We start from the raw sequence: 20781 nt of genomic DNA on the forward strand, positions 1-20781 counted from the left end.
GGAAGCCGGGGCCTACCACGCCGACATCACGGCTTCCTTCAATTGCTGGTATCGCTGGGACGGTGAGACAACCTCGCCCAGACCATCCTTGGGGAGAAGGTCGGGCTGTCCCGCGTCCTCCATGGATTGAAGGGTCTGCCGGCAGGCGTCAAAGTCCTTGGCGGCGTATTGCTGCTGCAAAAGGTACAGAGAGAGCAGCGCATCCGTCTTGTCATCCGACTTCACTCCGGCGTCCTCCAGCTCCTTCACTTGGGATTCCAGTTCCTGAACTTGTTTTTCTGTATCCTCCAGCCGGGAGTGAAGCCGCAGGTTTTCATCCTGACTTTTTTGAAGCTCCTGTAAGGTGGAAACGGAGCTTTGCAAGGTACCGATGACCTCCTCGTTACTGCGCTGATGGGTTAAAAAGGACAGCGCCATGAGTAAAAAGGCCACAATAAACAGGACCATAATATAGACGACGACGGGCTTGTTTTTCTTCCCGCCCGGGGTACTGACTTCCGGCGCGGGAGCTGCGTCCTCGGCTCCTGTGCTGCGCTTTTCCAGTTTCATGTTCAGTGTATTCCTCACATCTGTTCAGATTGGGCGCGCTTGATTCGAAGAAGCGTCAAGGCCTCCAGCAAATCATTGAGATCGTCCACTCCGTAATATTCAAGTTCCACCCGGCCTTTTTTCCGGCCTGATACAATTTTTACGCCCCGGCCCAGCCGGGAGGCCAGCTCCCGCTGCGCCTCTGCCGCATAGTCCACCTGGTCGGAGGAAGCAGTCTCTTCTTCCGGCTTCTCGGCGCTCAGTTTTTTCACCAGTGCCTCCGTCTGGCGGACGGAAAGTCCCCCGGAGATCACGGATCGTGCCGCGCTTTCCTGCAAAGCGGGGGAGAGGGGAAGCAGGGCTCTGGCATGTCCTGCGGACAAGGTTCCGTCCTCCACCAGTGTTTTTACGGCGGGGGAGAGAGTCAGCAGGCGCAATGCGTTTGCCACGGCACTGCGGGACTTGCCAACGGCTTCGGCGGCCTCCTCCTGTGTCATGCGATAGGACTGAATCAGGGATTGAAAGCCGGCGGCTTCTTCCATGGCGTTCAGGTCTTCCCGCTGGAGGTTTTCAATCATGGCAAGCTCCGCGGCCTTTCGGTCGTCGGCCTCCACAACCACAACCGGCACCTCTGAAAGACCCGCCATCCGGGCGGCGCGCCAGCGGCGCTCTCCTGCAACAATCTGGTAGTACCCGGAAGCGAGCTTCCGTACCGTAAGCGGCTGAATAATTCCGTGGCGGCGGATAGAATCCGCCAAATCGTTCAATGCGTCCCCGTCAAAGCTCTTGCGGGGCTGGGTGGAGCAGCTCTCCACCTGGGAAATCGGCAGAGAGAAGGTGCCTGAGGTTTCTGTTTTCAGCACGTCGTCTCCCAACAGGGCGCCAAGGCCCCGTCCCAACCCGGATTTTTGAGACGCCATAGCGACTCCTTTCCAGAATCAGCGATTCTTCTGTAAAAATTCGGCGGCCAGCGCGCCGTAGGCCTCCGCGCCACGAGAGGCGCGGTCGTAGGAGAAGATAGGCTTTCCATGGCTGGGCGCCTCGGACAAGCGTACATTCCGGGGAATCACGGTGGCATAGACCTTCCCGGGAAAATAGTGCTTAACCTCCTCTGCCACCTGGAGCGCCAGATTGGTCCGCCCATCGAACATGGTGAGCAGAACGCCCTCCAGCTCCAGACGTGGATTTAAGGACCGGCGGACAATCCGCACGGTGTTCATCAGGTCACTCAGCCCCTCCAGTGCGAAGTATTCCCCCTGCACCGGAACCAAAACGGAGTCGGCAGCGCAAAGGGCGTTTAAGGTCAGCAGCTCCAAAGAGGGAGGACAGTCAATAAAAATAAAGTCGTAGCTGTCTGACACCTGTGCCAGCGCGTCCTTCAGCAGGTATTCCCGCCGCTCCATGGCAATCAACTCAATGCCTGCGCCCGCCAGCGCCTTGTTGGAGGGAAGGACATCGCCGTATTTTGTTGTTACGATGGCGTCTGCCGCCGGGGCCTCGCCGATAACCACCTCATACACGCCCTTAGACAATGTTTTGTCCACTCCCATGCCGGAGGTGGCGTTGGCCTGGGGATCAAAGTCGCACAGCAGCACCCGCTGCCCTGCGTCTTTCATTGCGGCGCAAAGGTTCACACAGGAAGTGGTTTTCCCCACGCCGCCCTTTTGATTCACAATCGCGATAATTTTTGCCAATACAGCACCCGCTTTCCCGTAACGGCAGTCAAACGCGCCGCTTTCTCTCAATTCTGATCTGATAGACTTCAAAACCGCAAAAAAGCGGCACTGCGTATGTTTGCGGTGTGCACATCATGCAAACGCACAAGCTAGTCCCAAAGAGTTGTACCGCTTTATAAAGCAAGACAAACCACCCGGTTAAAGAGGTTCCCGTGCGTGTATAGTCGCGTTGCCCGCGTTTGCGGGCAAAAACAGCCTGTGAAAGGTTCCTTGTGACATTATAACAAGGTTTTTCTTGAGATTCAAGGCGGTTGGCGCAGAAAAACACAAAAATAGAAAAGCTTTTACAAAAACAACGAAGAAGAGGTGTGCCACTCTCTGGGTTTGTGGAATAAAGCAAATTTAGTATACCCTGAATGTTTCACGTGAAACATTCAGGGTATAAAACGCACAAGAACAAGCGCTGCACATCGCTTTGGTTTGGACAAGCCTTTTTGGAGCCGGCATCTATGAATTGACCCCGGATTGTTTCACGTGAAACAATCCGGGGTAACTGGTTTAAATCAGAAGCATAGCGGAGCAGGGGGGGAGCTCCAGCGTTAAGACACCGCTGACAACAGCAAAAGTTTGACCGGTGAGTGCGTCCTGCGCCTGAGAGGTGTGCCATGGAAGTTCCAGTGCTATTGGCTCAGACCCAACATTCAGTGCGGCAACGGTCGTCTCATTCTCCCAACTCCGTGAAAACACCAAGCCATGTCCGGAAGCAAAGAGATAGTAAATGTCGCCCTGCCGGAGGGAGGTCCTTGCTCCGCGCAGCCGCCCAAGGCAAATGTAAAAGTTCCGAAGGTCCGTATCCTCACCGCCCCAAGGATAGGTGCGGCGATTAAAGGGGTCCTCCCAGCCTTCCATGCCGGCCTCGTCGCCGTAGTACAGCATGGGAGAGCCAGGAAAAGCGTACAGCAGAACCGCCGCTGTACGGAGGAGGGCCAACCCTTTTGTCCGCTCCGCGGGGGAGAGGGAGGACACAGCTCGGTCTTCCTTGGAAGAGGGAGGGCTTGTCGTACCCAACACCGTTAAAATCCGGGGAGTGTCGTGGGTCCCCAGAAAATTCATAGCGCTGTAAAAAGCGGGCGGGGGATAGTTTTCCCGAATGCCTTCCATGGCCTCCCTAAAATCCGCCCCATCGCCACCCTGCAAAAAGGCAAGCGCCGCGGTTCTGAAGGGGTAGTTCATCAGGCCGTGGGCCTCAGACCCCAGCAAATATTTACGGCGCTGAGAATAGGCAATTTTATTGGAGCCGTCCTCCCAAACCTCGGCAATCAAAACACTGTCGGGCTTTGTCTCTTCCATCGCCGCCCGAAGACGGGCAATAAATTCATCCGGTAGCTCGTCGGCAACATCCAGCCGCCAACCGGAGGCTCCCGCCCGCAGCCAGCGGCGGACCACAGAGTGTTCCCCGTCAATAATAAACCTTCCGTAAGACGGGCTGCTTTCGTTTACGGAGGGGAGTGTGCGGATACCCCACCATGCGTCGTAATCGTTTGGCCAGGGGTGAAAGCTGTACCAGTCGGAGTAGGGGGAGCTTTGGCTCTGTGCCGCGCCGGGGCCGGGATAAAACCCCTCGGCATTGAAATAAACGCTGTTGGACCCGGTGTGGTTAAACACGCCGTCCAAAAATACGCGGATACCGCGCTCTGCCGCCCGGGTGCACAGCTCCCGAAAATCCGCTTCTGTCCCCAGCATGGGGTCAATGCGTGTATAATCTGCCGTGTCGTATCGATGGTTGGAGGCGGATTCAAACACGGGGCAGAGGTAGAGCGTGGTGACGCTCAACTGCTCCAGCTCCTCCAGGCGGGAAAGAATGCCTTGTAGGGAACCGCCAAAAAAGTCGCTGTTTCGCACCTCGCCCTGCTGATCGGGTCGCCAATGGGGCGTATCCTCCCAATGTTCGTGAACCGTCCGGTTGCCGACAAGGCCCGCAGGATCGGGAACCGACAGACGGCAAAATCGGTCGGGGAAAATCTGATAGGTTACGCCGTCGCCAAACCACTTGGGCGTCGGGTGGGAAGCGTCGTACACCGTCAGCTGCCAATCAATGGCGCGTCCGTCGCTGCGATAGCCCGTGGTGTCCAACTCGCAGCCGGAGCCATCGTCCCGCCAGAAACGGAAGTGATACCACACCAAATCCGGCTCCTCCGGCGCATCATAGGCGAGGGAAAAAAGAACTCGGTCTCCAGCCGGGCCGCCGGGCGGCAGTTCCCGCTCTTCCCGCACATCGGAAAATTCAAGATGTAAAACAAGCGCGCAATGGGTAAAGCCCTCCCGCGCGAGAGGACGCGTGCGAAATAAAACCCGCCCCCCACAGACTGCCGCCCCAAAGGGCTCTTTGCACAGGCTGTGTCTGGGGTCAAAGACAAAGGGTTCGCTCATAACAGGCACAGTCCTTTCCAGAAAGTGGAAATCAATGCAGAATAAAGAAACGGCCCGGCCGGATTGCTCCTGCCGGACCGCAGCAAATAATTACGGAAGAAGCTGATTCTCTCCCAGAATCACGGTGCCAATTTCTTCTTTGGTAAAATAGGCGTTGAGAATTTCCACAGCGGTGGAGGCCAGTGCGGCACCGGAACCACCCTGCTCGATCACCAGGGCTACGGCAATTTCCGGGTCGTCAAAAGGGGCAAAGCAAACGAATACGCCGTTATTTTTGGTACTCTTGGTAATCTGCGCCGTGCCGGTTTTTGCGCCCGTGTCCACCACACAGTTGCGGAAGTAGCTGGCAAGGCTTCCTTTGGTGGTCAGGTCATGCATTCCGTTTTTCACGGCGGCCAGATTTTCCGGCTTGATTTCAATGGTATTCACCGGGTCCGGTACGCCGGTAAAAATCACGGAAGAGTTGTCATAGGCCTTTACCGATTTGAGAAGGTGGGCCGGATAATGCTCGCCCCCACCCACAAGCGTGGCAATGTAGTTGGCAAGCTGAAGGGGGGTGAAGAGGTTGTCGGACTGTCCGATGGCGGCCATGACGGTGTTGCCGCCATACCACGTCTGGCCCACGGATTCGGAGTATTCCGGTCCTGCCAGAATGCCCGGGTCTTCTCCGATTTCAATGCCGGTTTTGCTGCCAAGGCCAAAGGCCGCGGCATATTCGTCCAGTCGCTCAATTCCCAGGCGATAACCCATGGTGTAGAAAAAATAGTTACAGGAGTTGGTAATGGCCTGCGTAATGTTTTGCAGGCCGTGACCGCTCCGGTTCCAGCACCAGGCGGAAAAGGGATCTGTTCCCGCGATCATGTCGGGGTAGTACCAGCGGCCTGTGTCCCGGATTTTCTCCGTCAAAGTTACCACGCCGGATTCCAGCGCGGCAATGGCCGTGCAGGGCTTGAAGGTGGAACCGGGGGGATAGCGGCCGTGGGTGGCTCGGTTATAAAACGGCTCCCCCGGGTCGCTGCTGAACAGCGTGTAATCCTGATTGTAGCTGGCAAGGCTGAAGGTGGGATAGGAAGCCAGCGCCAAAACCTCGCCGGTGCCCACCTCAATCACCGCCGCGCCCGCGCCCCGGGTAGTGTTGCCGTCCTTTTCGTTCATCTCGGTAATGGTGTTGGCCAGCGCCTGCTCCGTGGCTTCCTGAAGATTCAGGTCCAGCGTCAGGGCGACGGTGTTTCCCGGCTGGGGCTGGGCGGTGTAAAATTCACTGGTGATTTTCCCCTGATCATTGGAGGAAATCAGCCGCGTTCCATCCTCGCCCCGGAGATAATTCTCAAAGGCCAGCTCCACACCGGACTTTCCAATCCAGTCCTCACCGCTGTAAACATCGGGGTTGGCGGCTAAATCCTCTGCTTCCACGCGGCCCACAGTGCCCAGCACATGGGCCGCCGCATCGATGTCATACTCCCGGACGGAGGAGGTGAAAACCTTTGCGCCCCGGTAGTTTCCGTCTTTTACCAGAGAAATCAGCTCCGTGTCCACATCCTCCGCGAAGACATAGGCCGTGGTGTTGACCAGCTTGCGGATTTCCAGCTCATAGCGTACTCCGGCAACGGCCCTTGCGTCCACATCCGACCAATCCTCCGGAATCTCGAAAAAAGTCCGCATCTGATTCATCAGCTCACGCGGCGAGAGAATAGAGGAAAGCAAGTCATTGGTGACGTTTTCCCGGCTCACATTGGTGGACAGGGCCTTCAGGCTGGATTGCAGGAATTTGGAAAAGCGGTCCCGCTGTACCGTTCCGGCGGTGTCCACAGTGTAAGCATAGGGCGCGGTTTGGCTCATGGGAAGATTGTCTTTCCACAGAATGCCCCTCTTTCTGCATAGCTGAATCAGACGCAGAATGGACTCGTTTTTGTCATCCTCTTCATTCAGCAGGGACATGTCAAAAGTCAGGGCATAGGTCTGTCGGTTGGACACCATTACCTGCCCGTTGCGGTCAGTAAGAATGCCCCGGGAGGCTTCTACCGTCTCCGTGCTGGCGATGGTGCGGACAGACTGCTCCCGGTAATAGCTTCCGTTGTTGATTTGCGTGTCGTACATCACGCCTATATAGGTCAAAAGTACGCAGAGCAAAAAGCCGCTTAAAACATACAGGCGGCGGGTGGAGTTGAATTTTGTCTCAAGCAAGGGTCTACCTCCAGACAATCGGGCGGGTCCACGCCAAAAAAGACGCGGGTCCGCAAAGCAAGCATTTGTAAAAACTTGAAGAAAAGTCCGCCGCGTAAGGCGCAAAACTGGGACCTAGAGGCGGGTAGGCTCGTTTTCAAGGCACCTGCGCCACACTCGTCGAAAGAGAAAATACACCGGTAGCGCCCAGGGAAGGGACACCGCCAGCTCCTTCGCGCAGACAATGGCCGCCTGCCCCCATGCAGGGCGGGAAGCGAACATAAAAATCAACCCGTGGAACGCGCCGGTAAGAACAAACGCGGCCATAGAGGTCACCAGCGCGCTGAGAAAACCGGAGGACAGCACGCTTCTGGCCAAAATCCCCGCCAGCAGGCCCGCGAGAGGGAACACCAGCGTGTAAAAGCAGGGAATGGGCGCGGAGATGGTCAAATCGCACACCACGCCCAGAACCAGAGAATAAATCATTCCGGAAAGAGGACCCTCCAGCGTGGAGAGAATGGCGGCAAGAATAGGATAGACAAAGGGAAACACGCCCCCAAGCCGCACATATTGCAGCACCGCCCCCTGCCACGCGCAGCAAAACAGCGTAAGCAGGGCGTACAGCCCCCATTTATGAATGGTTTCCTGTCGGGGAGTCATAAACGCCGCCTTTCAATCCACAATGTCGAAGGATTTGATGATAAAAACCTGCGTCAGGTCGTCAAACTCCGCGCTGGGGCGCAAAATGGCATAGGATGTGGCCCCGGAATCGTCGGTCTGAACCTCCTCCACCATGCCGATGACAAGACCGGAGGGATAGTAGCCGCCAAGGCCGGAGGTCACCACCAGGTCGCCGTTTAAAAGCTGCGCTCCGGCGGGAAGAAAGTCCAGCCGCAGCCGACTGCGGCTCATCAGGGCAAAGTCTCCCTCGGCCACGCCGATGTCGTCCGTGCGGAAGACCTGCGCGCCCATGGAGGTGTCTGTGTCGACAATGTTCAGCACGGTGCACCAGTTGCTCCCCACCTCGCTGACCACGCCCACCAGATAACCGGCCTCCGTAATCACGCAGTCGTTTTTCTCCACGCCGTGGTCGGTGCCCCGGTTCAGTGTCAGATAGCTGGTCCAGTTGGAGGTGGAGTGCTCCGTGATGGTAGCGGCCTCCAAATCGCTGAGGTCCCGGCGCTGCTCCCGCAGATTCATCAGGCTGCGCAGCCGCTCGTTTTCCTCGCTGTCATTCTGGGCCTGACGCACCTCGGCCTCCATTTCGGCAATCCTCTTTTTCAGCTCCTGGTTTTCCGCCTTCAAAGCCGAGGTGTCCTCATAGTAGCTTTGCTTATCCATCAACCAGCCTGCGGCGGCGGTGTAGGCCGCCCGAAAGGGGGAGGTAATGGTCTGCGCCAGATTCACCAGCGGGGAGGAGGTGGTGCTGAACACAGAGAGCACCGCAAGCACCACAGCGATTACCGCCGTGGCGAACAGAACCCAAAGTCCGTGCCGTTTCAGAAATTCTTTCAAGTCAATGCCCCCGACAAATTCTCAGCAATTAAAATCAGTTAAAAAAACGAATGCCAAACCGACCCAGCATGCGGCTCAGCCGCAGAACGGGAAGGCCCATCACGTTGTAAAAGTCGCCCCGGATGCCCTCCACCAAAAGTGCGCCCAGCCCCTGAACCCCATAGGCTCCGGCTTTGTCCATCGGCTCGCCGCTGCGGATATAGGCTACCAGTTCTTCCTGACCGGCAGGCCGGAAAAAGACCTCCGTGGATTCGGACTCGGTCACGGTTGTTCCATTACCGCAGACGCTTACCCCTGTGCAGACCAGATGGCCCCGGCCTTGGAGCAGCGTCAGCATCCGCAGGGCATCCGCCTCGTCTGTGGGCTTGCCCAAGGGCGCACCGTCCACAAATACCATGGTGTCCGCGGCAATAATAATCTCGTCCGGGGCGGCCACAGCCGCAGCCGCGCCGCATTTTTTCCGGGAGATGTATTCCACCGTTTCCTGCGGGGTCAACCCGGCCGGAAAGTCTTCCTCCACCTCCGGGGGACGGATTTCAAACTCGCTGACGCCCATCAGCCGAAGCAGCTCCTGCCGACGGGGGGACCCGGAGGCCAATATCATCTTAGACATCCTGCGTTCTCCTTATTCCAAAAGCGGGCAAAGCCGCCGGAATATTTCTTTTTTTGGTAAAAATCACTTCCCCGTGGACCCAAAACCGCCCCGGTCGGGACCGTCCAGATGCTCCACGGCGGTAAATTCCAGCCGGGGCTGATGCTCCATCACCCGAAACTGGCAGATGCGCGTGCCCTTTTCCAACGTCACGTCTCGGGTGGCATAGGCGGGAAAGCGCCACAAATCGTTGTCCCCGCAATAGCTGTTGTCCACCACGCCCATGGAGTTGGTCTGCAAAATGCCGTAGTTTTTAAAGGTGGAGCTTCGAGGGACAATATGGGCCTCATGGCCCTCCGGCAGGGCAATGGCCACGCCCAGAGAAATCAGGCGGAATTCTCCTGCCTTCAGCGTCACCGTCTCCGCCGCCTGCAAATCAATCCAGTCGGACTTTCCGTCCACATAGCGCAGCGGCTCTAAATCCTCGCAAAGATAACGGACCTTGATATTCATAAACACTCCAAAATCAATACAAATTGTAAAATCAATCTCAAATATTACAAACGGGAGTGGAATTCCTCACTCCACACCCCGGTCAAACAGACCTCGGGTAAATTCCGCCGGTGCATCCCCGCGGGAAAGATAATCCCGAAAAACCTGAACGCACTCCTCAGGGGACTCCGTGGTAAATCGCAGCCGGGCATACCGCAGGCCAAGGCGCTTCCAGTCGTCCCGGTCCCCCAGATACAAAGGTTTGCAGTTTTGAACCTCCGTCCGATGGCCCCATGTGGGAAGAAGTGGAAAGTCTGCGCCCGTTCGGTCTGTCAGCGCGTAGGGACGGCGGCAGGAGCAGCCGGTTTCGTTGCGAACAAGGCAGTTTTCCGTAATCATCAGAGGAAGGCGTCCGTAGACAATGGCCTCCGTGGGCAGAGCTTTCGGCATGTCCCGAATCTGCGCACCCCGCAGCTCAAAGGAAACCGTGGCGGAGTGAAGGCCCTTATCCGCCAGATAGGAAAGTGCCCGTCCGTTAAAAACGTTCAGGCCAAAATCGCCGTAAAGAGAAAAGCCCTGATTGCGCAGCAGAGGCAGATGCCCCAGATTTCCAACCATGGCGGCGGAAACACCCAGACCTGAAGCCTTTTTCAGCAGCTCGGAAAAATACGGCTCGTCCCCGTCCCGCCAGACACGAGGGAGAACGACGCAGTATTCCCCGTCAAATGGGGGCAAAGTGTCCAGCGTTTCAAAAAGCTCCAAGGGGAGATATACCCGCTCCGGGCGCAGCGCCAAAAGCTCCGGCGTAAGCTGCTCCGGGCGGACAAGAGAACAGGTCAGCGCCGGTTCTCCGGTATAGACAGTTGCCTTTTCAAGAGGGGGGACGGACAAAACGCGCCGCTTTGGCGGCGCAATCCGCAGGGCGGTGAGATTTGCCAAAGCGTCCCGCCGCAGGGCATTTACCGTTGCCGCCGAAACAGACAGTCCGTTCTCAAGCGTCACCGACACGGCTTCACACCGATAGGCCGTGCCGCCGGTTTTTTTCAGCCGGATTTCCAACTCCTCTGACGTCACCGCCCGGTTTCGGGCTTCCTCGGGGGCGGGGCCGGTGGCCATGCCCTCCCGTCCTGCGCCGTCCCGGACGGTCAGGGTGCAGGGCTCATTTTTACGAAAAACGACCTCCATGGTCACGGGGACAGTCCGCAGACCACCCTTTTCAACAGCGGCCTTTGCCTGAGCAAACAGCTCCTTGGGCTCCTCTACGTCCGCAGGACGCACGCCGAACTGAGCAGGACCGGAAAGGCCCCGCCAGTACCCGTCGGTAAAACCGGAGCGGGAAAAAGCGGCCTCCAGCGCGGCGGCTTCCTCCGCCGTGGGGCCTCTGCCCTCCCGCAGAAGGCGGGCATAGATGCCCGTCACCACCGCCACATACTCCGGGCGCTTCATGCGCCCCTCCAGCTTTAAACAAGCCACGCCCATTTGGGCCATGTCCTCTAAAAAGCCTGCCAGACAATTGTCTTTCAGACTGAGGGGGTAGGTGTTTTTTTTCGGTTTTCCCAGCAAAGCCGAGGGGCTGTCCAACCCGGACACGTCCGGCCCAGATAGTTCTGTCAGGGTATAGGGCAGGCGGCAGGGCTGGGCGCACCGGCCCCGATTTCCCGACCGGCCCCCGATCAGCGCGCTCATAGCGCACTGGCCAGAATAGCACATGCACAGCGCTCCGTGAACAAAGACCTCAATCTCGGCGGGGCAATTTTTACAGATTTGGGCGGTGTCCTCCCGGGAGCATTCCCGGGCGATCACCACCCGCTCGCACCCGTCGGCCGCCGCTTCGCAGGCCCCCCCGGAGGTAAACAGGCTCATCTGGGTGCTGGCGTGGAGCGGAAGGTCCGGCAGAGCGCGGTGCAGCAGGTCAAACAGGCCTAAATCCTGCACAAGCACCGCGTCTACGCCCAGAGCGGAGGCAGTTTTCGCGCAGGCGAGGGCGGCGTCCAGTTCCCGGTCGGACACCAGCGTATTCAGCGTCAGGTAGACCTTTACGCCCCGCTCGTGACAGTATTGCAAGGCCCCGGAAAATTCCTCATCGGAGAAGTTTTTCGCGCTCTGCCGGGCATTGAAACTGCCCCAGCCCAGATACACCGCGTCTGCCCCGCACTCCACGGCGGCGCGAAGAGACTCCGGTGACCCGGCGGGGGAGAGAAGTTCGGGTCGCATCAGCGCCGATTCCCGTTTCCGCCGGTTTTGGCGTCCAGCTTCTGCTGAAGGCGGAAAACCTCCCGCTTCAAGTCGGAAACCTCACCTTGGGCACGGCCCGCCTCATCCGCGTAGTTTTTAATCTCGGAGCGCAGCTTTTCAGCCGCCTCATAGGATTTAAACAGCTCGTCCGCGATGTTGACGGCGGTAAGCACGGCGGCGTCCGTCCGGCCCACCTTGGCGACGGTGAGCAGCTCGTCCATTTTTTTGCCTACAAAGGCGCCCACTCTTTCCATGTATTCCGGGGACTCGTCCGCCACAAAATTGTAGTCCTCTCCGCAGATCGTCACGGTGACACGGTTATTCATCCTGTGATTCCTCCTCTTTTAAAGCTGCCGCCCGGGCGCGGCATAAAAACCCATTTTCATAAGTCAGCATTATATCATATATGCCAGCAGGATTCCAGCTTTTTTCCACGTCGGGGCAAAGTTTTGGGCTTGTCAGAAGCGTTCAAGTCGTATACAATGGGGAATGTCAAAAAGCCGGGACGGTTTCGTCTCCGGGAGAACGGGCAATTTCGCGCACCTTGGTGAGCGGCGCTGCCATAAGACAGAGGGGAGGCGCGCCGAGTGGCGGGAATTTTAAAGCATCTGGGAGACGAGAGCGTCACCGTATCCGGGGCCGCGCTGCGCCGCCTTTTAGAGCGGGGGGATGGGGACGCGTCCCTTTTATATCTGGCGCTGCTGCGCCATCAGGGGCTTACCCAGCCCCGGTCCCTTGCGGGAGAGCTGCGCTGGGAGCGAAGCCGCATCGAATCGGCGGAGCTGGTGCTGCGCCAGTTGGAGCTGGTGTCTGCCCCGGCGGCGGAGATTCCCGAGCCGTCGGACGAGCGGCCGGACTACCGGCAGGAGGACGTGACCGGGGCGCTGGAGGATGACGGGGTGTTTCGCGGCCTTGCGGCTGAGGTGGAACGGAAGCTGGGGAAAAAACTTTCCACCCCGGACATGGGGACGCTGCTGGGCCTTTACGACTATCTGGGCCTGCCCTCCGATGTGATTTACCTTCTGGTATGCCACTGCGCGGAGCGCATTCGCCTGCGCTATGGCGAGGGACGCCGCCCCACATTGCGCCAGATTGAAAAAGAGGGGTACGCGTGGGCGCGGATGGGGCTTGACACCCAAAGCGCGGCGGCGGAGTATCTGAAAAAGTATGCCCGGCGGCAGGAGGCCCTGCCTGCCTATATGCGGGTCCTCCAGTTGGGGGACAGGCCTCCTGTGGCGGCAGAGGAAAAATATCTGGCCGGGTGGCAGGAGTGGGGCTTTTTGCCGGAGACGGTGGCCCTCGCTTATGAAAAAACGGTTTTAAAGTGCCACGAATTGAAGTGGCCTTACATAAACGGCATCCTGAAGCGCTGGCACGAAGCGGGGCTGCACACACCGGAGCAGGTGGCGGCGGGGGACCGTCCCCAGACGCAGCAGACCCAGTCGGCCCGTCGGGACCAGCGCCCGCCGGAGGAGGAGATGCGCCGATATGTGCAGGCGCTGCACCGGGGCAAGGAGTAAGGGGGGAGCGGAGTGTCCTACGACGGAAAAATCATGCGCCGGGCATCCGCCCGGTTCGACGCGGACCGCCGCCGCCGGGAGGAGGCCTTCCGCAGGCGGCAGGAACAGGTTTATGCCCGCGCGCCCCGACTGCGGGAGATCGATGCGGAGCTGACAGCCACCATGAGCCGCATCATTGTCTCCGCCCTGCGTAAGGGGTCGGACCCCCGCCCGGCCGTGGCCGTGCTGCGGGACGGAAACCTCAGCCTCCAGCAGGAGCGGGTGCAGCTTCTGGCGGATTTGGGGTTTTCGCCGGACTATCTTGAATACAAGCCCGCCTGTCCGCTATGCGGCGACGCGGGGACAAAGGGTGAGGCGGCGTGTGTCTGCATGAAGCGATATTACGCCGAGGAGCAGCAGGCCGAGCTGTCCCGCACACTGGATCTGGCAGGGCAGAGCTTCGATACCTTTTCCATGGATTGGTACGATCAGACCCCGGACCCTGTTTATGGGATCTCCCCGAGGGAGAACATGGAAACGGTGTATGAGGTCTGCGCAAACTATGCCCACGCGTTTAAAAAGCACGGTGGAAATTTGCTGCTGTACGGAAAGCCTGGCCTTGGAAAAACCTTTCTCTCCGCCGCCATCGCGGGGGAGGTCAGCGCCGCGGGCTTTTCCGTGGTGTACGACACCGCGTCCCACGTATTTTCCCGGCTTGAGGACCGGAAATTCGGGCGGGACGAGGGGGAGAGCCTGGAAGAGGACGTGGAGCGCATTATGCGCTGCGACCTGCTGATTCTGGACGACTTGGGCACGGAGATGACCACCTCTTTTGTCCAGAGCGCGCTGTATGAAATTGTCAACACCCGGCTTTTAGAGCGCCGGTCGGTGATTTTGAACACCAACCTTTCCCCGGAGGAGCTTGCCCGGCGGTACGGGGCGCAGATTGGCTCGCGGCTTGAGGGAGAGTATCAGATACTTCCGTTTTTTGGACGGGACATTCGCCGGCTGAAAAAAGAGCGGGGCTGAGTTATGCATCAAACCACGGGGGAAAAGCGTTGCCCCTCCCGCAGCGCGCACCGAATCTGTGTGATGTGTGGCTGTATACCGGCCTGACTGGGTGGCGTTTTGTGGGCATTCCCCGTCGTCGTAATATACAAAAAGGGCCCCTGTTTCAATACAGATTGTATTGAAACAGGGGCTTTTTCCTGTCTGTTATTACATGAAAGAGCAAGATATTCTATTAAAAAGAAATGCTGACCGTAAGGCTTACCCCCGATTACAGCGAGGGGAGAGGCGAGATAATTGCATCCGGGCCGGGCTCCGCGACATTGCCTGTCCCTGTATCCCCGGAGACGGGCGTTTCTTCGGCGGGGGGCATGACGGTGCCGGGCGTTTCCTCCGAGGGAGCTGTCGTGCCGCCGGGTTCCTCAGTGGGCAGAGTGCCGGGTGTTTCCGGCGGAACGACCTGACCGGGCACCTCACCCGGAAGCGGACTGACCACGGGAGCGGGTCCTTTTAAGATAACTTTGTTGCGCGACTTATAGTCGCTGGTGGCTTCAAAGGTGCTGGAAATCAGGTTTCCTTCGCCGTCGTAAAGATTGCGGTACGTCTCCACCTTATAACCGGTGTAGGGAGTGACTTTCACCGACTCCGTCCCGGCGGGGAGCGTGGCGTCGTCCTCGTAGACCACGGTAAACGGTGTAGTGGAAAGGGTTTTATTGGTCATCTTCACCGTGGTATCGTCCACCTTGGTACCATACAGCGACATGGTGAGATAGCCCTTGGAGTAAACCGACTCGACCTTAATGGGATAATTGGTGTCGTTGCGGAAACGGTAGTTGGGACCACCCCAGCTGACGGTGGCATCCATCCCCTTGGGAATGTACGCGGGCACATAGCGGTGGGCGTACCGCTCCACGATCTCAAGGTCCGACTTCAGCGTCGCCAGATACAGCGTGGAGGACGGCTGGCACACGCCGCCGCCGATTTCGTCCACCGTCTCCCCGTAGACATAGGCGGGGGCGGGCAAATAGCCCCGGGCCGCGGTCCGCTGGCCCACCACCTCATTATAATCAAAAATATCGCCGCTGTTTAAAACCGTTCCGTTGACGGCGGAGGAGGCCAGATTCACATTCCCGATGCGGGCGGCGGTGCCGCCGACGTGGGTGGTGTAGGAGCCCAGCAAGTCCCGGAATAAAACAGGGGCAAGCTCTTCTGCCGTGACGGCGGGAAACTGCACGTCGGCGGGAATTTCCACGGTGCTGCCGGGCTTGGCGGCATTCATTGCGGATTGGGCCAGCGCCACGTCAAAGTCCGCACCCACCCGCTCGGGCGTAATGGTGCCGGTGGCCGCGTCGTATCCGGCGTTTTTCACGTCGCCGGAGGTCTGGTCGTAAATTTCCTGAGCGGAAACTGTCCGGGCAGGCTCGGCAAGATAGGGAACGTCCAGAGCAAGGTTCAAATCCCACGCGCCTCCCTCAATGCTCTGGATAAGCGTCTGGAGGTCCACGGTGCGGCCGTCCTCGGCCATGTGCACCAAAATAGAGGCGTCCCCCAGCTCATAGGTGGTGTCCTGACTGGGGAAGGAAAGAAGCTGCGCGGCGGCCTGCGCAGCGGCCTGCGTCTGTTCCTTGTCCAGCGAGATCAGGTCCGCCGTGTCGGAAAATGATCCCGTATTGGTGAGATACCGCCAGCCCAGCGTGAGAAAATTACCTTGCAGATTTCCCTGATGGGCGCTGCGGGCCGCGGCGGAAGCGGAAACCTCCGCCCCCAAATCTGCCAAAGCCAGATAGGCGTCGGGTACCGGAGCGCGCTCCGGTACCTGAGACGCCGTGTCGTCGTAAAGATAAAGGCCGATTTTCATATCAGGGAAGGTCCGCTCCAGCTTTTGTGCGGCCTGGGCCACCGTCAGCCCGCTCAGGTCCTGACCCAGAACCTGGGTGTTTTTCCAAAGCTGGCCGTTGTTCGCGGCATAGGCGCAAAGGCCGACATATCCAGCCGCCAAAACGCTCAGCAGCACAAAGGCAATGGCGAAAGGCAGCTTCAATTGTTTTTTCTGCGCTTCCTGCACCATCACAGTATCCATGGATTCCTCCCCGTACTTTCTGAATTGAAACAAAATAGGCCTAGTGGTTCTCAGTATAGCATGTTTTTTGAGAAATGACATTACAATCCTGTAACAATCCGGATGCTTTGGCCCTTGTCTCCCGGGGGATTCGGATGGTGAGAATAATGGCTTCCTCCGTTTCCTCCCGCTGGCTTTGGGCGTCAATTCCGGCGCTTTGAATCAGCTGAAGCCCGTGGTCCACGCTGTTGAGAAACAGGCGCACATCTTTGAGCACATAGGTCCGCCGCCCGCGAAATGGCGTGCGCTGCGCTGCCTCAATCCGCCGGGTAACATACCGCTCCGTCTGGGCCACGTTCAGTCCGGCGGAGGCCGCATATTTCGCCGCCTCCAGCCGCTCGTCTTCCCGCTCCAACCGCAGAAGGGCACGGGCGTGGCGCTCGGTCAGGCCACCCTCCGTCAGCACCCGGCGGCACTCAGGGGACAGTCGCAGTAGCCGCAGCTTGTTGGCAAGGGCAGAGGGGGACAGGCCCAGCTTTTTTGCCGCCAGATCCTGTGTAATACCTGTTTTATGCACAAAGGCGGAAAGAGCCTCCGCCTCCTCGAAATAGTGCAGGTCCTCCCGCTGGAGATTTTCCACCAGTGCCAGCAGCGCCGCTCCGGCGTCGTTGGCACTCCACTCAAGACAGGGCACGGCCGCAAGCCCCGCAAGCCCCGCCGCCCGGAGCCGCCGCTCTCCCGCCACCAGTTCCCACCGGTCCGGTCCCTGGCGGCGGACAGTCAGGGGCTGCAAAATTCCGTTTTCCCGAATGGAGGAGGCCAGCGATTCCAGTCCCGCCGGGTCAAAGACCTGCCGGGGCTGGGCCGGATTGGGGAAAACACACCCAATGGGCAGCATCAAAACCCTCTGCTCCAGTTCCATAAAAGCACCCCCTCTTAATTTCCTATATTTTACAGATGCGCTTTCAAAAAAGGACGCCTTTTTAGTCGAACCCAACAAAAATTGCAGGACGAAGTGGAAGGAAGGGGAAACGTGTAAAATTTGTCAAACAAAAAGCACCCCGGCCCGAAGGCCGGGGCAAGGCTGTGCGCTGAAAGCCGAGGTTTATGACTATCGGGTTTCCCGCATAAGATTGAAGGTTTGCACCAGATCCAAAGCACCGTAGCCCCATTGGGTATTGGGGTAAAAAACAGTGGGACTGCGTCGACAGCCGCGAATTAAGTAGGCCCGGATTTGATAGGTGCTCATAGAGACGTCGTTTCCGTTTACCACGCCCCATTGCAGCATCAGGGCGCAGGCACCCGCCGTGATGGCGGCGGCCGCGCTGGTGCCGGTCATGGTGCCCGGCCCGGTGGGGTAGATGCCCTCCACATTGACGCCGGGGGCACACAGGTCCGGAGCCATCATGTTGATGCGGGTAGGTCCCCACGAAGAGCTTGGATACAGGCTGTCGTCTAGAATGTTGTAAGCCCCGATGCACAGGGCCCCCACAGTGGTGGCGGGGACAGTAATGGTGTAGTTGGGGTTGGCCGCCAGAAATTCGATGCCCGGAGAGGACATGCCCGTAAGGGGAAGCCACGCGTTGAACCCGCCGTCCAGCACCAGATCGCCGTATACGGTGATGGTCCAGATGCCCGGAATGGCGTTGTTTACCCGCACGGCGGTGAGCTGTCCGCCGCTGCCCTCAAGGGGGAAAAAGTACGCGACCTGAACAGAGGATTGCTCAAAAACCAGATTGGTGGTGGTAATGGTTGCGGATTTCGGGGGAATTCTGGCGGCCAGTTCTCCGGTAGGGGAGCGGACCGCTACGGACATCCTGTCAGCCACCCCGCTCCAGATGGTGGTGTAAATGACGGAGGATTCGTTGGTCACGGAGATATCAATGTTTTGGAATTCGCCCACGGCGGAAATTCTCCCCTGCGTGTGGTGGCGGGCCTGACTTTCGTTTCCCGCCGCAATGCACAGGCACACTCCCACCAGATTGGAGATTTCGCTGAGGTATTCCTCAAAGATGGAAAAGCCGTCGTGGCTCCCGGAGTTTGTTCCGATTCCAAGGCAGATCACCACGGGGCGGTTCAGCTCCTGGGCTTTTTCTAGAATGTACTCCACCCCGATCATCACGGCGGTGGAGCCAAAGGCGTTTGGCTGGTCCGGAGGAACGGCGAACAAATCCGTGTAAAAGGGGCGGGCCCGTTTCAGCTTTACCACCACCAGCTCCGCATCCGGTGCGGCGCCCAAAAAGCCGTCTACCTCCCGCCCTGCCGCCACGGAGGCTAAAAAGGTTCCGTGGCCGTCGGTGTCCCGCTGGGGCACGATCTCATAGGGATTTTCTGAGGCTAAAGCCTCATTGATCTGGGCGTGGGTGTATTCTGCGCCGAAAAAAAATCCCTCGGGGGGCGTACCCACCGCAGATTGGTCAAAAATAGCCTGAATTTTGCTGGTTCCGTCCTCGTAGCGAAATACAGGCTGGGTATAGTCGATGCCGGTGTCCACAATGCCCACCAGAACGCCCCGTCCCCGTAAGCCCAGATAAGGCTGACGATGGATGCCTCCAATGCCGGAGGCCTCCACTTCGGGTCGCCCCAGCAGTCCCAGCACCACGGGCAGGGAGCTGACATAGTTACTGCCCATTCGGCTCAGAGTATCCATGAATTGGCTTGCCTTGGTGTAGCAGACCACATATCGCCCGGCCAGAGTCTGGGTTGCCACAACATTGGGATTCTCCCGCAGAAAACTATCCAGGATGTCGTTTCCTCGGACAATAAAGTCAACGGTGTCGGGTGAGTTGATAAATTCCCTCAGTTCTTCCTCGTTCAAGGAAAACGCCTCCAATCGTGGGTGCGATATTACTCTACATTTCCCGCATAAGCTGGAAGGATTGCAGCAGGTTCAGCGTTCCGTAGCCCCATTGGGGGTTGGGATAGGACAGGGTCTGGGTGCGGTCGCAGCCCCGGATGAGATAGGCGCGGATAGGACAGGTGCTCATGGTGGGCTCGTTGCCCTCCACCACGCCCCACTGCATCAGCAGTGCACATGCCCCGGCGGTAATGGCAGCGGCTGCGCTGGTGCCGCTCATCACGCCGCGCCCCGTGGGATAGAAGCCTTCGATATTTACACCGGGAGCGGTAAGGTCCGGGGTCACCTGCTCATGCCGGGTGGGCCCCCATGAGGAGTTGGGGTATAAGGTGCCGGTCATGCTGTTATAGGCTCCGCAGCCGATGGCGCCCATGGCGGTGGAGGGCACGGTAATCGTGTAATATGGGTCCGCATCCAAAAACTCAACGCCGGGGGTGACAAAGCCCGTGATGGGGAGCCACGCGTTAAAGGTCCCGTCCAGAATGATGTCTCCATGCATGGTGACGGTCCAGACTCCCGGTGAGGCGTTTAAAACTCGGACGGAGGTTAGCTGGCCCCCGCTGCCCTCCAGCGGATAATAGCTGGCCACCCGTACCTGAGAGCGCTCCATCACCGCGTTTAAAGTGAGAACAACGCCGTCCTTGGGCGGCTTTCTGGGCACGTATTCCCCGGTGGGGGAGGTAACGGAGACGGACAGCTTGTCGGAAAAGGCGCTCCAGACGGAGATCAAGAAATTTGACTCCGGTTCCACCACTTTTATATCAATATTCCGGAAGTCGCCCTTGGACGTGACGATGCCCTTCGTATGGCCACGGGCCTGACTTTCGTTTCCGGCGGCGGCGCACACGCATACGCCCGCCAGCGCTGCGATTCCACTCAAATATTCCTCAAAGATGGAAAAGCCGTCGTGGCTGGCAAAGTTGGTGCCGATGCCAAGGCAAATCACCACCGGGCGCTTCAGCTCGTGGGCCTTTTGCACGATGTACTCCACCCCGATCATCACGGCAATGGAGGAAAACGCGTTTTCCTGTTCCTTCGGTACGGCAAATAGCTCCAGTCCAAATGGCCGGGCTTTTTTTAGCTTTACCACAATCAGCTCTGTCTCCGGGGCCACGCCGGTAAAGTCCTCTTGATGCTGTCCCGCCGCCACGGAGGCCAAAAACGTGCCGTGGCCTGCGGTGTCACGGGAGGGGACGATTTCATAGGGATTTTCCGACGCCAGAGCGTGGTTGATCTGCTCGTTTGTGTATTCCGTGCCGATAAAAAACCCCTTTGGCGGTGTGCTGGTAATGGACTGGTCATAGAGAAAATGAATTTTGCTGCTTCCGTCCTCCCGACGAAATACGCTTTGTGTGTAGTCGATGCCTGTATCTACAAAGCCCATCAGCACGCCCTCGCCGTGTAGGCTCATATAGGGCTGCTGCCGGATGGAGCAAATTCCCGATTCCTTCAGGCCCGGTCCGCATAAAGGACCCAGAATTACCGCGATGGAGCTGATATAGCCGGCGCCCAGCGTAGTCAGCAGCCGGGGATATGCTTCCACGGTGGTGTAGCACACCACATACCGCCCCGCCAGGGTTTGGGTGGCGATAATATCCGGGTTTTCCGCGATCAGGCGGTCCAGGTCGTCGGTGCCCCGCACTACAAAGCCCACCGTGTCAGGCGAATCAAGAAATTGCTGCATAGACGGATTGACCGCCATTGCACGGCCTCCTTTCAAAGCGTGA

General features: G+C 58.5%; 17 protein-coding genes. 2 read left to right on the top strand and 15 right to left on the bottom strand.

Annotated elements, in window-relative coordinates; all coding sequences use genetic code 11:
• Nucleotides 1-12 precede the first annotated feature (12 nt).
• The 11 genes from ABVS15_RS08780 to ABVS15_RS08830 all read right to left on the bottom strand — a co-directional run bounded on the left by ABVS15_RS08780 (nt 13) and on the right by ABVS15_RS08830 (nt 11957).
• On the bottom strand, nt 13-549 hold the full coding sequence (locus ABVS15_RS08780; protein ID WP_369283355.1) for a hypothetical protein: 537 nt from the start codon (nt 547-549) through the stop codon (nt 13-15).
• Between the two features lie 14 nt (nt 550-563).
• Nucleotides 564-1448, bottom strand: a complete 885-nt coding sequence (locus ABVS15_RS08785) for a ParB/RepB/Spo0J family partition protein (RefSeq protein WP_369283356.1) — start codon at nt 1446-1448, stop codon at nt 564-566.
• A gap of 18 nt (nt 1449-1466) precedes the next feature.
• Entirely contained in the window at nt 1467-2222 is a 756-nt protein-coding gene (locus ABVS15_RS08790) for a ParA family protein (protein WP_369283357.1), read from the bottom strand.
• Between the two features lie 540 nt (nt 2223-2762).
• Nucleotides 2763-4634, bottom strand: a complete 1872-nt coding sequence (locus tag ABVS15_RS08795; protein ID WP_369283358.1) for a glycoside hydrolase family 13 protein — start codon at nt 4632-4634, stop codon at nt 2763-2765.
• Between the two features lie 90 nt (nt 4635-4724).
• Entirely contained in the window at nt 4725-6818 is a 2094-nt protein-coding gene (locus ABVS15_RS08800) for a penicillin-binding transpeptidase domain-containing protein (RefSeq protein ID WP_369283359.1), read from the bottom strand.
• A gap of 114 nt (nt 6819-6932) precedes the next feature.
• Nucleotides 6933-7457 carry a hypothetical protein gene (locus tag ABVS15_RS08805; protein ID WP_369283360.1) on the bottom strand — a complete coding sequence of 175 codons (525 nt, stop codon included), beginning with the start codon at nt 7455-7457 and terminating at the stop codon, nt 6933-6935.
• Between the two features lie 12 nt (nt 7458-7469).
• Complete coding sequence (mreC, locus tag ABVS15_RS08810; RefSeq protein ID WP_369283361.1) at nt 7470-8312, bottom strand: rod shape-determining protein MreC; 843 nt, start codon at nt 8310-8312, stop codon at nt 7470-7472.
• Between the two features lie 34 nt (nt 8313-8346).
• Complete coding sequence (locus tag ABVS15_RS08815) at nt 8347-8925, bottom strand: nucleoside triphosphate pyrophosphatase (RefSeq protein ID WP_369283362.1); 579 nt, start codon at nt 8923-8925, stop codon at nt 8347-8349.
• A gap of 63 nt (nt 8926-8988) precedes the next feature.
• A complete protein-coding gene (locus ABVS15_RS08820; protein ID WP_369283363.1) occupies nt 8989-9417 on the bottom strand; it encodes a dUTP diphosphatase in 429 nt (142 codons plus the stop codon).
• A 66-nt stretch (nt 9418-9483) separates the two neighbouring features.
• Complete coding sequence (locus tag ABVS15_RS08825; protein ID WP_369283364.1) at nt 9484-11610, bottom strand: DUF3656 domain-containing protein; 2127 nt, start codon at nt 11608-11610, stop codon at nt 9484-9486.
• Nucleotides 11610-11957, bottom strand: coding sequence for a cell division protein ZapA (locus ABVS15_RS08830; RefSeq protein WP_369283365.1), 348 nt, complete (start codon nt 11955-11957; stop codon nt 11610-11612). The genes ABVS15_RS08825 and ABVS15_RS08830 overlap by 1 nt, the downstream gene beginning before the upstream one ends.
• 261 nt (nt 11958-12218) lie before the next feature.
• Here ABVS15_RS08830 and ABVS15_RS08835 point away from each other — a divergent pair, with 261 nt between their 5' ends.
• Nucleotides 12219-13151 carry a DnaD domain-containing protein gene (locus ABVS15_RS08835; protein WP_369283366.1) on the top strand — a complete coding sequence of 311 codons (933 nt, stop codon included), beginning with the start codon at nt 12219-12221 and terminating at the stop codon, nt 13149-13151.
• 12 nt (nt 13152-13163) lie between these two features.
• Nucleotides 13164-14159 (top strand): ATP-binding protein, encoded by a 996-nt coding sequence (locus ABVS15_RS08840; protein WP_369283367.1) that lies wholly within the window; start codon nt 13164-13166, stop codon nt 14157-14159.
• A 250-nt stretch (nt 14160-14409) separates the two neighbouring features.
• Here ABVS15_RS08840 and ABVS15_RS08845 read toward each other — a convergent pair whose 3' ends face one another.
• The 4 genes from ABVS15_RS08845 to ABVS15_RS08860 form a co-directional block, all read right to left on the bottom strand.
• Nucleotides 14410-16218 (bottom strand): VanW family protein, encoded by a 1809-nt coding sequence (locus tag ABVS15_RS08845; RefSeq protein ID WP_369283368.1) that lies wholly within the window; start codon nt 16216-16218, stop codon nt 14410-14412.
• A gap of 40 nt (nt 16219-16258) precedes the next feature.
• Nucleotides 16259-17119, bottom strand: a complete 861-nt coding sequence (locus tag ABVS15_RS08850) for a ParB/RepB/Spo0J family partition protein (RefSeq protein WP_369283369.1) — start codon at nt 17117-17119, stop codon at nt 16259-16261.
• Nucleotides 17120-17308: 189 nt separating this feature from the next.
• The gene (locus ABVS15_RS08855) at nt 17309-19015 is read right to left on the bottom strand and encodes a S8 family peptidase (RefSeq protein ID WP_369283370.1); all 1707 of its coding nucleotides are present in this window, start codon (nt 19013-19015) and stop codon (nt 17309-17311) included.
• Between the two features lie 34 nt (nt 19016-19049).
• Nucleotides 19050-20756, bottom strand: coding sequence for a S8 family peptidase (locus tag ABVS15_RS08860; protein WP_369283371.1), 1707 nt, complete (start codon nt 20754-20756; stop codon nt 19050-19052).
• Nucleotides 20757-20781: the final 25 nt, after the last annotated feature.

It is taken from the genome of Oscillibacter sp. GMB15532 (assembly GCF_041020825.1).
Lineage (GTDB): Bacteria > Bacillota > Clostridia > Oscillospirales > Oscillospiraceae > Oscillibacter.

Excerpts from the sequence above, each read along its gene's own strand:
- ABVS15_RS08785 (WP_369283356.1), bottom strand. The coding sequence starts at position 1,448 with ATGGCGTCTCAAAAATCCGGGTTGGGACGGGGCCTTGGCGCCCTGTTG.
- ABVS15_RS08850 (WP_369283369.1), bottom strand. The coding sequence starts at position 17,119 with ATGGAACTGGAGCAGAGGGTTTTGATGCTGCCCATTGGGTGTGTTTTC.
- ABVS15_RS08860 (WP_369283371.1), bottom strand. The coding sequence starts at position 20,756 with ATGGCGGTCAATCCGTCTATGCAGCAATTTCTTGATTCGCCTGACACG.
- ABVS15_RS08795 (WP_369283358.1), bottom strand. The coding sequence starts at position 4,634 with ATGAGCGAACCCTTTGTCTTTGACCCCAGACACAGCCTGTGCAAAGAG.
- ABVS15_RS08815 (WP_369283362.1), bottom strand. The coding sequence starts at position 8,925 with ATGTCTAAGATGATATTGGCCTCCGGGTCCCCCCGTCGGCAGGAGCTG.
- ABVS15_RS08805 (WP_369283360.1), bottom strand. The coding sequence starts at position 7,457 with ATGACTCCCCGACAGGAAACCATTCATAAATGGGGGCTGTACGCCCTG.
- ABVS15_RS08845 (WP_369283368.1), bottom strand. The coding sequence starts at position 16,218 with ATGGATACTGTGATGGTGCAGGAAGCGCAGAAAAAACAATTGAAGCTG.
- ABVS15_RS08825 (WP_369283364.1), bottom strand. The coding sequence starts at position 11,610 with ATGCGACCCGAACTTCTCTCCCCCGCCGGGTCACCGGAGTCTCTTCGC.
- ABVS15_RS08820 (WP_369283363.1), bottom strand. The coding sequence starts at position 9,417 with ATGAATATCAAGGTCCGTTATCTTTGCGAGGATTTAGAGCCGCTGCGC.
- ABVS15_RS08780 (WP_369283355.1), bottom strand. The coding sequence starts at position 549 with ATGAAACTGGAAAAGCGCAGCACAGGAGCCGAGGACGCAGCTCCCGCG.
- ABVS15_RS08830 (WP_369283365.1), bottom strand. The coding sequence starts at position 11,957 with ATGAATAACCGTGTCACCGTGACGATCTGCGGAGAGGACTACAATTTT.